Raw genomic sequence first — 12,611 nt, 5'->3', positions numbered from 1 at the left:
TGTCAAAAAATAGACTTTCTCTTATATTTTTCGATGTATATATAAAAATTTAATGCTAAATTGAACACTAATATGAAGACAATATATGCAGCATTCGCCATTTCTATAGCTTCTTTCGCTTTTTCCCAGAAAAACCTGGAAAGAGTAGAACCGGCTTTCTGGTGGAAGGGAATGAAAAATCCTGAACTTCAGATTCTTGTATACGGAAAAGAAGTGGCTAATAACGAGATTACGCTTTCTGATGGCATACAGATCAAAGACATCAGGAAAGTAGATAATCCTAACTATGTTTTTATTACAGTCAATACCAACGAAATAAACGTTCCGAAGTTTGCTATCAATATTAAAAAAGGTAAAAAGAATCTTGGTTCATACACTTATGAATTAAAGCAAAGAAATCCCGGATCTGCGAGCCGCGAGTCTTTTACTTCAAAAGACTTTATGTATCTGATCATGCCGGACCGATTTGCCAACGGGGATGAAAAGAATGATTCAAAACCGGAACTTACCGAAAAAGCAGATCGTAGTCTTCCCAACGGCAGGCATGGTGGAGATCTTCGTGGAATTATCAACAACCTTGATTATATTCAGAATCTGGGGGCTACAGCGGTCTGGCTTACTCCTGTGAATGAGGATAACGAAAAAGTGTATTCCTACCACGGCTATGCCCAGACTGATCTCTATAAAATAGATGGCCGCTACGGCACCAATGAAGACTATAAAACATTATCCCAGGAGTTGAATAAGCGAAATATGAAGCTGGTGATGGATTATGTAACCAACCACTGGGGCGGATCACACTGGATGATCAAAGACCTTCCTTCAAAAGACTGGATTCATTGGTTTGATGAAGGAGAGAAAGGGTTTAAACGTTCCAATTATAAAACGACAACACAGTTTGATACCAATGCTTCAGATATTGATAAAAAATATGCACTGGACGGATGGTTTGATACGACCATGCCTGATATCAACCAAAAAAATCCATTGGTTCTGAAGTATCTGATTCAAAATGCAATCTGGTGGATAGAATATGCAGAACTGGGAGGATTTCGTGTAGATACTTATCCCTACAATGATAAAGATGCCATGGCAAAATGGGCCAAAGCGATCACCGATGAATATCCGAAATTCAATATCGTAGGGGAAACATGGCTGTATACAGCAGCTCAAATTGCAGCATGGCAGAAAAATTCGAAGATAGGAGAAATAGAAGGGTACAATTCAAATTTACCTTCTGTGATGGATTTTATGCTGTTTGAAAATATGCCTAAAGCACTCAAAGAAAAAGAAAGCTGGGATAAAGGAATGATTCGTATTTACGATTCTTTTACCAGCGATTTCCTTTATCCGGATATCAATAATACCCTTGTTTTCTTTGAAAATCATGATACCGAAAGATGGAACGAAATCTTTAATGCAAATCCAGATGCCTATAAAATGGCGCTCACTCTGATCTCGACAGTAAGAGGAATTCCTCAGATTTATTACGGATCTGAAATAGGAATGAGAGGAGATAAAAAGACCGGTGGTGACGCAGATATCCGCAGAGACTTTCCTGGTGGCTGGAAATCTGACACACAAAACGCTTTCAATCCATCCGCTCAAACTGCGGAGCAGAAAGAATTTTTCCGGTTTACTCAGAAGTTATTGAACTGGAGAAAAGGTAAAGACGTGATACATCATGGAAAAACTAAAAATTTCGTTCCTCAGGATGGTGTTTTTGTTTATTTCAGATATAATGAAAAAGAAACGGTAATGGTGGTGGTCAACAATAATGAAAAAGATCAGACGTTAGATCTGAAACGGTTTGCAGAATCGCTGAATGGATATACAAAAGGAAAAGAAATTATTTCAGACAAAGAAATTTCATTGCAAAAGAGCATGAATATTCCGGCAAAAACGCCATTCATCATTGAACTAGAAAAATAATAATTACCTATGAAAAAACTAACGACTGCTTATACATTAATCCTTTTTTTACTGGGGGTTTCTTTACTTACAGCACAGTCGAAGACCGGATTTGAAAAAGAAAAATCGGAAATCACTACCATGCTTGATACCTTCAATGCAATGGCGGCAAAAGCAGATTATGATGCCTATTTTAATCTGTTTGCAGATGAATCTACCTTTATCGGTACAGACGCTACTGAAATCTGGGACAAAAAAGCATTTATGGTATGGGCAAAACCTTATTTTGACAAAAAGAAAACCTGGAATTTTAAAGCCCTTAAAAGAAATATTTACTTCAGCAAAGACGGAAAACTGGCCTGGTTTGACGAATTGCTGGATACACAGATGAAGATCTGCAGAGGCTCAGGAGTGGTAGAGAAAATCAACGGAAGCTGGAAGGTAAAACAATATGTTCTTTCTGTGACAGTGCCTAATGAGGTTGTTGATAAAGTGGTTATTGAGAAGGCCCCTATCGAAGATGCATTAATTCAAAAACTGAAGTCGTAATGGCAATAATGATGGGGAAAGACGATACTGGGAAGGTAGGAAAAAGGAAAAAGCCAGACTTATCCATGCTCCAGATTATCAATATGAGCATGGGATTCCTGGGAATTCAGATGGCATTCGGATTACAGAATGGAAATGCGAGCCGTATTCTGGGGAATTTAGGAGCAGATGTTCACGAATTATCCTGGTTCTGGCTGGTGGCTCCTATTACAGGACTCATTGTTCAACCTATTATCGGCCATATGGGTGATAATACATGGAGTCCGTTGGGAAGGAGAAAGCCTTATTTCCTTATTGGCGCTGTTTTGTGTGCGATAGGATTGGTTCTCCTTCCAAATGCAGCATCCGTTACTCAGATGTTTGCCGCCAATGCACTTTTGTTAGCGGTAATATTTTTAGCCATGATGGATGCTTCAGTGAATATTGCCATGGAACCTTTCCGGGCTTTGGTAGGAGATATGCTCCCGAAACATCAGGGTACGATAGGATTTTCTGTACAAACAATTCTGATTGGAATCGGAGCGGTATTAGGCTCTTATCTTCCGGACTGGTTAACAAAAATGGGGATTTCCAATGAAGCACCGGCAGGATTTGTAGCAGATAATGTTATTTACTCTTTTTATATTGGCGCGGGATTGCTTATCATATCAATTCTATACACGATCATGACAACCAGAGAATATTCTCCACAGGAATTTGCTGATTTTGAAGATGGAAAAGACGCAGACCAACATAATTCTAAGTTTTCAGATATTTTCAAAGATTTTGCAGCAATTCCTTTGCAGATGAAAAAGCTGGGAATTGTTCAGTTTTTCTCATGGTTCGCATTGTTTACCATGTGGGTATTTACCACCAGTGCTCTGGCCACTCATCATTTCGGACTTTCCCCGGAAGATACCCATTCCAAGGCATTCAATGATGCAGGTGACCTTACCGGAAAGCTCTTCGGAATGTACAATCTCTGGGCGATTCCGTTCGCATTTCTGCTGACTCCAATAGCAAAAAAGATTGGTAAAAAGCAGACTCATGCTTTAGCTTTATTATGTGGAGGTTTGGGATTGGTTTCCATGTATTTCATTAAAGATGTCAACAATTTATGGATCTCAATGATCGGATTAGGCTTTGCCTGGGCAAGTATTTTAGCAATGCCTTATGCAATGCTTATTGAGGTGATTCCACAACGGAAAATGGGCGTTTATATGGGAATATTCAATTTCTTTATTGTGATTCCTCAGATCATCAATGGTTTGTTCGGAGGTCCCATCGTAAGCGGGATTTTCGGAAAACAGGCGATGGATTATGTTGTGGTAGGAGGCGTTTGCATGCTGATTGGAGCTGTAGTGACCATGATTTTTGTGAAATCTGAAGATGAAACCGCTAAGGAAATTGAAGAAGAAATCAAGCAGGTACATTTTTAACTAGAAATTAGAAGTTAGAAGCTAGAAATTAGAAGTTAGAAATTAGAAGTTGCATTGAAAACTTTAATTTAGATTTAATACTATAATGAAATTCAATAGAAGCGGGCTTTAGCCCGCTTTCTTTTTAAACATCCATCAATTGGCTTTAGAGCCAAAACTTAAAACCTATCCTTCGTATGCTTATTATTTTTTGATCTTAAGATTGCAATAATCTCCCGCAGATTTTCACAGATATCACAGATGCTTGCACTTGTTTAATCATTGGAAGAAAAAATATCCAGTATAAAATTTTATCCCAGATAAAATCCTTGCGCCCTAAAAACATATCAAATGCAAAAAATCGCGTCTTTGCGTAATCCAACCTAGCCTATATTTTCACTTTTTCACCCTTTTTACTTCTCCAATTTCCTTTCTTAACCTACATCAACTTTTTAAACACCCACATCCCGTACATTTGTACCATAAATAATCACAGAAAATGAAAACAGTATATCATAAAGCAGATTCAAGAGGCCATGCCAACCACGGATGGTTAAATTCTTACCATACATTCAGTTTTGCCAACTATCAAAACAGAGATAGAACCAACTTCGGCGTTTTAAGAGTATTGAACGATGACACCGTTTCGCAGGGAATGGGCTTCGAGACACACCCGCACAGAGATATGGAAATTATATCCATTCCTTTGGAAGGAGATCTGGAACATAAAGACTCCATGGGAACCACAGCGGTGATCAGAAAAGGAGAAATTCAGGTGATGAGTGCCGGAACCGGTGTTATGCACAGCGAATACAATAAAAATAAAGATGAAGAAGTAAAATTCCTTCAGATCTGGGTGTTCCCAAAAGAACAGAATGTTGAACCGAGATACGATCAGAAAAGTATCAAAGAAGGGGAAAAAATCAATGGATTCCAGCAGATTTTATCTCCCAATAAAAATGATGACGGAGTTTGGATTCATCAGGATGCATGGTTCAATCTGGCCAACTTTAAAAAAGGAAACGGTAAAAATTATATGCTCAACAAAAAAGGAAACGGAGTGTATGCGTTTGTTTTAAAAGGAAGCGCAAAAATCGGAGACCGTGTCCTGAATGAAAGAGACGGATTAGGAATCTGGGATACACAGAGCTTTAATATTGAAGCGGTAGAAGACACTGAAGTATTATTAATGGAAGTACCAATGGAATTACCGTCTTATCTTAAATAAAAAACTAAATTTGTAATCTTAAAAATAAACCTCACCTATGAAAATTTTAGCAATAGCAGGAAGTAATTCAGAAGTTTCAATGAACAAGCAGTTGGTAGCCTATGCATCAACGTTATTTGAAAATGCAGAAGTAGAAGTAATCGATTTAAACCCTTTCGAAATGCCTATCTATAAACACGAAAGAGAATTAGCAGGCGGTGTTCCACAGGAAGCTCATGATTTCGCAGCAAAAATTGACGGTGCTGATGTATTACTTGTTTCTTTGGGAGAGCACAACGGAACGTATTCTACAGCATTCAAAAATGTGTTCGACTGGGTATCCAGAATCAAAGACAGAACAGTCTGGAACGAAGTACCAATGCTATTGATGTCTACATCTCCGGGCGGTAGAGGTGGTGCAGGTGTTTTGGAAGCAGCATCAAAGCGTTTCCCTTTCCACGGAGGAAATGTGGTGGAAACATTTTCACTTCCTTTCTTTAATGATAACTTTGATAAAGCCGCTCAGAAAATTTCTAATGAAGAGAAAGACAGTGAGTTAAAAGAAAAAATTAAGAAGATTGCAGTCATTGAAACAATCCTTGAAAAATAGAATTTGAATATTCATTTAAAATTACTATTTTTGCAAAAAGAAAAGAGATGAAAATTCAGACCTCCTATAAACAATGTTTTTCTCATAAAGGGAAAGTTGTGGGCTCTGAAATTCTGAGATAAAATAACGGCCGATAATCTGAAAAGATTGTCGGCTTTTTTGTTTTCTAAAATCGAGTATAAAAGTAATTGAAATATTAAAAGATAAGAAGACGCAAGACGTCAGATACAAGATAAGAATCATCTGAAATCTGAGATCTGAAATCCTATATCTAAAAATCTAAGCAGACATGAGCAACACTTACAAATCAGCAGGAGTAGACAAAGAAGAAGGATACAAAACGGTTGACAAGATCAAAAAAGCGGTCGGTGAAACCCACAATTCCAATGTACTGAACCACTTGGGAAGTTTTGGTGCTTTCTATGAAATCGGAGGATACAAAAATCCGGTTCTTGTATCAGGAACAGATGGAGTAGGAACAAAGCTGAAAGTAGCTTTAGATACTAAAAAATATGATTCTATCGGGGTAGATTGCTTCGCAATGTGTGCCAACGATATTCTTTGCCACGGTGCTAAACCTTTATTCTTCCTGGATTATCTGGCTTGCGGAAAGCTGGATTCGGAAATCGCTGCAGAAATCGTTTTAGGAATGGTTGCCGCTTGTAAGGATAACAACTGTGCACTGATTGGAGGAGAAACTGCTGAAATGCCCGGAATGTACCAGCCTGGAGATTACGATGTTGCCGGATTCTGTGTAGGAATCGTAGAAAAAGACCAGATCATTGACGGTTCTAAGATCAAAGCTGGAAACAAAATTATTGCATTACCAAGCTCAGGATTCCACTCAAACGGATTCTCTTTAGTAAGAAAAGTATTCCCGGATTTTGAGGAAGAGTTTGAAGGAAAACCATTATACGAGACGCTTTTAGTTCCTACAAGACTATACTACAAAGATATTCACAAAGTATTGGAAGAAGTAAGAGTAGAAGGAATTGCCCACATCACAGGAGGTGGTCTTTACGAAAACGTTCCAAGAATTATTCCGGAAGGACTTTGTGCTTCTATCGACGAATCAAAAATCAGAATTCCTAGTGTGATGCTTGAACTTGAAAAAAGAGGTGGAGTGGCACGTAAAGAAATGCACGGAACATTCAATATGGGCGTAGGAATGGTAATCGTTGTAGATGCTGAACATGCTGAAAAAGTATTGCACCTTTTAGATGATGCTTACGAAATCGGAGAAATCACTGAAGGAGCAGAGAAAATTAATTTGAAATTTTAAATGACATCAGATTTCAGATCTTAAATATCAGACGTAAGTCTGTAATCTTTAATCTGACATCTAACATCTGAATAATGAAGAACATTGTTGTACTCGTATCCGGTTCAGGAACCAATCTGCAGAGAATCATTGATACTATTGACTCAGGAGAAATCCAGAATGCAAAAGTAACTCTGGTGGTAGCAGACAGAGAATGTTTCGGACTGGAAAGAGCAAAGAATCACAATATAGAAAACATACTGATTCCAAGAGGAAAGAATTTCAGCAGCGAATTGGCCAAAGTAATCCCTGAAAATACAGATCTGATTGTATTGGCAGGATTCTTATCCATCTTAAAATCTGAATTCTGTGAAAACTGGAATGGTAAAATAATCAATATTCACCCGGCTTTGCTTCCGAAATTCGGAGGAAAAGGAATGTGGGGAATGAACGTTCACAATGCAGTTATTGAAGCCAAAGAAGTAGAGAGTGGGGCAACTGTACATTTTGTGACACCAGGGATTGATGAAGGAGAAGCTATTCTTCAGAAGTCTTTCGAAGTAACCGCAGAGGATACTCCTGAAACGCTGGCTCAGAAAGTTCACCAGATTGAATATGAAATATTCCCGATCGCGATCAATAAGGTCCTGGGAAATGAATAAATATAACAATGTACCAGTGTACCAATTTACCAATGTTGAAGGTATTGTTACATTGCTGGACTGATACATTGTTACATTAATAAAAAGAAATCTAAGTAAAATAAAAGTAAGTTCGGAGGTGAAAGACCCGGACACAGTTTGAAATAGCTGTAAAAAGTAAAAAATTGAAAGTAAAATGAGTAAAAAGAGAGTTTTAATCAGTGTTTCTGACAAAAGTGGATTAATTGAATTCGCGCAGTTTTTGGAAGCTCAGAATTATGAGTTGATCTCTACAGGAGGAACGTTCAAACATTTGAAAGACGCTGGTTTAAATCCTATTCAGATTGATGAGGTTACCAATTTCCCTGAAATGTTGGATGGAAGAGTGAAAACTTTACACCCGAAAGTTCACGGTGGATTGCTGGCTGTTCGTAACAATGAAGAGCACATGAAAACCGTTCAGGAACACGGAATTGGTCTGATTGACATGGTGATCGTAAACCTTTACCCTTTCTTTGAAAATGTAAACAAAGACATTTCTTTACATGAAAAAGTAGAGTTTATCGATATCGGAGGCCCTTCAATGCTTCGTTCTGCAGCGAAAAACTTTGATTCTGTAACGGTAATTACTGATGTTGAAGATTATGCAGCAGTGAAAATCGAAATGGAGCAAAACGGTGATACATACATCGAAACCCGTAAAAAGCTTGCAGGAAAAGTATTCAACCTTACCTCTGCGTACGATGCGGCTATTTCCAGAATGCTTTTAGATGAAGAATATCCTACTTATCTGAATGCTTCTTATAAAAAAGTAGCAGATCTAAGATATGGAGAGAATCCTCACCAGACAGCAGCTTACTATGTTTCTACTTTCGAAAACGGAGCGATGAAAGATTTCGAACAGCTTGGAGGTAAAGAACTTTCTTTCAACAATCTTCGTGATATGGACCTTTGCTGGAAAGTAGTCACTGAGTTCAAAGAAGAAATGGCTTGTTGCGCCGTAAAACACTCTACCCCTTGTGGCGTTGCGATCGGAACTTCAGCTTTGGAAACTTATCAGAAAACATTCGAATGTGATCCGGTTTCCATCTTTGGCGGAATTGTTGCAATGAACTATACAATTGATGCAGCTACAGCTGAAGAATTAAATAAAACTTTCCTTGAAATTGTAATGGCTCCTGAATTTGATGAAGAAGCTCTTGAAATTTTAAGAAAAAAGAAAAACCTGAGAATTATCAAAATCGTAAACCCTGTTTCAGACAAACAGACCTGGGTGAAAGTAGACGGAGGTATCCTTGTTCAGGATAATGACCTTCACTTCTCAGATGATATCAAAGTGGTAACTGAAGTACAGCCTACAGAAGAACAGAAAAAAGCATTACTTTTCTCTCAGAGAGTAGTAAAATATGTGAAGTCAAATGCGATTGTAGTTTCCAACGGAATTCAGGCATTCGGAATCGGAGGCGGTCAGGTAAACAGAATCTGGGCAACCCAGCAGGCTATCGAAAGAGCAAAAGAAAAATTCTCCGGAGATCTGGTATTGGCTTCAGATGCATTTTTCCCTTTCCGTGATGTAGTGGATTTCTGCGCTCAGGAAGGTATCAAGGCGATTATTCAGCCGGGTGGAAGTGTAAAAGATCAGGATAGTATTGAGGCTGCCAACGAGCACAAAATCCCGATGATGTTTACAGGTGTCAGACACTTTTTCCACTAATTAAAATAGAATTAAAAAATAATTAGGGATTGTATTTTTAGCATTCAAAATTATATATTTGTAAAATAAGACTAGATAATAAATAAAGTATGAGAATATTAATCATAGGTGAAGGCGGTAGAGAATCTGCTTTAGCGGCAAAGCTTCAGAATGACCCAAGAATTTCTAAAATGTTTTTTGCCAACGGGAATGCTACTACCGATGTAATAGGGAAAAATGTTCATTTATCAGAAATCAAAGAACTTAGAGATTTCGCGATTAAAGAAAAAATTGATCTTACGATCGTAGGTCCTGAAGCTCCTCTTGTAGCGGGTATCAAGGACGAATTTAAAAAGCATGATCTTAAAGTTTTCGGGCCTACTCAGAAAGTAGCGAGCCTGGAAGGAAGTAAAGCTTTCTCTAAGAAATTTATGCAGACCTATGATATCAAAACAGCGAAGGCTGTCGTATTTGATTCATACAATGATGCTAAAGAATATGTGCAGACACAGCAGTATCCTTTGGTAATCAAAGCTAGTGGTTTAGCAGGCGGAAAAGGTGTGGTAATCTGTGATACTCTTGAAGAGGCGGAAGCTACAATCCACGATTTCATGATCAGAAGAATCTATGGTGATGCCGGTATTCGTTTAGTTATCGAAGAATATTTACAAGGTTTTGAAGCGTCTATTATTGCTTTCTCTAACGGGGAAAAATTATTCCCTTGTGTAGCGGCAAAAGATTATAAAAAAGCTGGAAACGGAGATACAGGACCTAACACAGGAGGTATGGGTTCAGTAGCGCCAAGTCCGGAATTTACTCAGGAGCACTACGCAGATTTTGAGAAAAATATTCTGGAACCTACTGTTAAAGGTCTTAAAGCTGAAGGTTTCGGATTTAAAGGAATCATCTTCTTCGGATTGATGGTGACGAAAAACGGAGCTTACCTTCTTGAATACAACATGAGATTCGGAGATCCTGAAACTCAGGTGTTGATGGCATTAATGGAAAACAATCTTTTAGATGTTATCCAGGACTGTATGGAAGGGAAAGACATTGAGCTTAAGTTTAAAGACGAAAAAGCAGTTTGCCTTGTTATGTGTTCAGGAGGGTATCCGAGAAATATCGAAATAGGTTTCGAAATTACAGGAGAAGACAAACTGAAACATAGTAAACTTTTATATGCAGGAGCAGTCACGAAAGGTGATAAAGTGGTTTCCAATGGCGGTAGAGTACTGAACATTGTGGCTACAGGAGCTACCTACGAAGATGCCCGCAAAAAAGTTTACGAAGATGCAGCGCACGTACATTTCGATTACGGCTTCTACAGAGAAGACATCGGAAAGTTTTAATAAAAATCGCGAAAAAAGATTTGGAGTCATTCCAAGTCTTTTTTTGTAAAACAGTTAAGTAAGCGATAAGCTTTAGGCTACAGGCAATATGTTTATTGCAGTATAGAAAGTTTATAGCATGAAGCCTATAGCTTAAAGCTTTTAATTTAATCATCATTTATCAATTATCAAAAATGAACAACGGTATTATTATTTTAGATTTCGGATCCCAGTACAACCAGCTTATCGGAAGAAGAATCCGTGAGATGGGTGTGTACTCTGAAATCTTGCCTTACAATACACCATTACAAGATATTTTAGCAAAACAGCCAAAAGGGATCATCCTTTCCGGTGGACCAAGTTCTGTAAATGCAGAAAATGCCCACCTGGTTGAAAAAGAATTATATGAGCAGGGAGTTCCTGTATTGGGAATCTGCTACGGAATGCAGATGACGGCGCACCTTTTAGGAGGAAAAGTAAACAAAGGAGAGAAAGGAGAATATGGTAAAGCCAATTTAGAGATCGTTAAAGAAAGCTCTTTATTAAAAGGAGTAACTCAGAACTCTGTCGTTTGGATGAGCCACTTTGACGAAGTAGGAGAATTGCCTGCAGGTTTTGAATTAAATGCAAAATCAGGGGTAATTGCTTCTATCTCCAATGAAGATAAAAAAATCTTCTGCGTCCAGTTCCACCCGGAAGTTTCTCATACAGAAGAAGGAGGAAAGATGCTTGAAAATTTTGTTTTCGGAATCTGTAACTCAGAGAAAAACTGGAAACTGACTAACTATATCGAAAAAACAGTTGAGGAAATCCGTGAGAAAGTAGGAGACAACAAAGTAATCCTTGGACTTTCAGGAGGTGTAGACTCTTCTGTAGCCGCTGTTTTAATCCACAAAGCCATCGGTGATCAGTTGACTTGTATTTTCGTAGATACGGGATTATTAAGAAAGGATGAAGGGAAGAAAGTAATGGATCAGTATGGAGAGCATTTCCATATGAACATTAAAATGGTGGATGCTAAAGAAAGATTCCTTTCAAAACTAGCCGGAGTAGACGATCCGGAAGCAAAGAGAAAAATCATCGGAAACGAATTCATCCACGTATTTGACGAAGAATCTCACAAGATTGAAGGTGCTAAGTTCTTAGCTCAGGGAACCATTTATCCTGACGTTATCGAAAGCCAGTCTGTCAACGGACCATCTGCAGTAATCAAGTCTCACCACAATGTGGGAGGACTTCCTGAAGATATGGAATTCGAGTTATTGGAGCCATTAAGAGAGCTTTTCAAGGACGAAGTAAGAAGAGTAGGAGAAGAATTGGGTATTCCTCATCATCTGGTATACAGACACCCTTTCCCAGGTCCTGGATTAGGAATCAGAGTATTGGGAGCTGTGGATGCTGAGAAAGTACGAATCCTTCAGGAAGCTGATGATATCTTCATCGAAGAATTATACAAAAATGATCTTTACGAAAAAGTATCTCAGGCATTTGTAGTCCTTCTTCCTGTAAAATCTGTAGGAGTAATGGGGGATGAAAGAACATATGAATACACTGCTGTAGTTCGTTCTGCCAATACCATCGATTTCATGACAGCAACATGGAGCAGACTTCCTTACGAGTTCCTGGATACCGTTTCCAGCAGAATCATCAACGAAGTAAGAGGAATCAACAGAGTAGCTTACGATATTTCAAGCAAACCGCCTGCAACGATTGAGTGGGAATAATTTTTGACTTGAATTTAAAATATAAATCCTGCCCGTTTTTGGGTGGGATTTTTTTGTTAAAACTGTTTCAATGAAGAAATGATCAGTAAAATATTTAAAGCAATTAACAAGCAATATATCAGCTTGAAGAGTATATGTTTATGAAAAATGACATAACTTGTTAACATAGTACCTATTAAATAAAAGTAAATAAAACTTTTCGCTTCCTGAGGCTTTATTTCAGATGCTGAAAACAAGTTTAAATTATGCGAAACATTGACTGACGTATCAGCATAAAAGATTCTTAAAAT

Annotated in this window: 10 protein-coding genes; all 10 read left to right on the top strand. The window is 38.1% G+C overall.

Features of this window, described 5'->3' with window-relative positions:
• The first annotated feature begins 72 nt into the window (after positions 1–72).
• The 10 genes from JNG87_RS10370 (at position 73) to guaA (ending at position 12,321) form a co-directional block, all read left to right on the top strand.
• Positions 73–1,932, top strand: a complete 1,860-nt coding sequence (locus JNG87_RS10370) for a glycoside hydrolase family 13 protein (protein ID WP_202843958.1) — start codon at positions 73–75, stop codon at positions 1,930–1,932.
• A 9-nt stretch (positions 1,933–1,941) separates the two neighbouring features.
• Positions 1,942–2,460 carry a nuclear transport factor 2 family protein gene (locus tag JNG87_RS10365; RefSeq protein ID WP_202843956.1) on the top strand — a complete coding sequence of 173 codons (519 nt, stop codon included), beginning with the start codon at positions 1,942–1,944 and terminating at the stop codon, positions 2,458–2,460.
• Entirely contained in the window at positions 2,460–3,878 is a 1,419-nt protein-coding gene (locus JNG87_RS10360) for an MFS transporter (RefSeq protein WP_202843955.1), read from the top strand. The genes JNG87_RS10365 and JNG87_RS10360 overlap by 1 nt, the downstream gene beginning before the upstream one ends.
• 478 nt (positions 3,879–4,356) lie before the next feature.
• On the top strand, positions 4,357–5,085 hold the full coding sequence (locus JNG87_RS10355; RefSeq protein WP_202843954.1) for a pirin family protein: 729 nt from the start codon (positions 4,357–4,359) through the stop codon (positions 5,083–5,085).
• Positions 5,086–5,122: 37 nt separating this feature from the next.
• Positions 5,123–5,674 (top strand): NADPH-dependent FMN reductase, encoded by a 552-nt coding sequence (locus tag JNG87_RS10350; protein WP_202843953.1) that lies wholly within the window; start codon positions 5,123–5,125, stop codon positions 5,672–5,674.
• Positions 5,675–5,963: 289 nt separating this feature from the next.
• Entirely contained in the window at positions 5,964–6,956 is a 993-nt protein-coding gene (purM, locus tag JNG87_RS10345) for a phosphoribosylformylglycinamidine cyclo-ligase (protein WP_202843952.1), read from the top strand.
• 74 nt (positions 6,957–7,030) lie between these two features.
• On the top strand, positions 7,031–7,597 hold the full coding sequence (gene purN, locus JNG87_RS10340) for a phosphoribosylglycinamide formyltransferase (protein ID WP_110009351.1): 567 nt from the start codon (positions 7,031–7,033) through the stop codon (positions 7,595–7,597).
• Between the two features lie 175 nt (positions 7,598–7,772).
• Complete coding sequence (purH, locus tag JNG87_RS10335; protein WP_202843950.1) at positions 7,773–9,290, top strand: bifunctional phosphoribosylaminoimidazolecarboxamide formyltransferase/IMP cyclohydrolase; 1,518 nt, start codon at positions 7,773–7,775, stop codon at positions 9,288–9,290.
• An 89-nt stretch (positions 9,291–9,379) separates the two neighbouring features.
• Positions 9,380–10,618, top strand: coding sequence for a phosphoribosylamine--glycine ligase (gene purD, locus JNG87_RS10330; protein ID WP_202843948.1), 1,239 nt, complete (start codon positions 9,380–9,382; stop codon positions 10,616–10,618).
• Positions 10,619–10,773: 155 nt separating this feature from the next.
• Positions 10,774–12,321, top strand: a complete 1,548-nt coding sequence (guaA, locus tag JNG87_RS10325; RefSeq protein ID WP_395974920.1) for a glutamine-hydrolyzing GMP synthase — start codon at positions 10,774–10,776, stop codon at positions 12,319–12,321.
• Positions 12,322–12,611: the final 290 nt, after the last annotated feature.

This window comes from Chryseobacterium cucumeris (genome assembly GCF_016775705.1).
Classification (GTDB): Bacteria; Bacteroidota; Bacteroidia; order Flavobacteriales; family Weeksellaceae; genus Chryseobacterium; species Chryseobacterium cupriresistens.
Note: the sequence above shows the minus strand (reverse complement) of the source record. Positions and strands in the feature narration are given on the sequence as shown.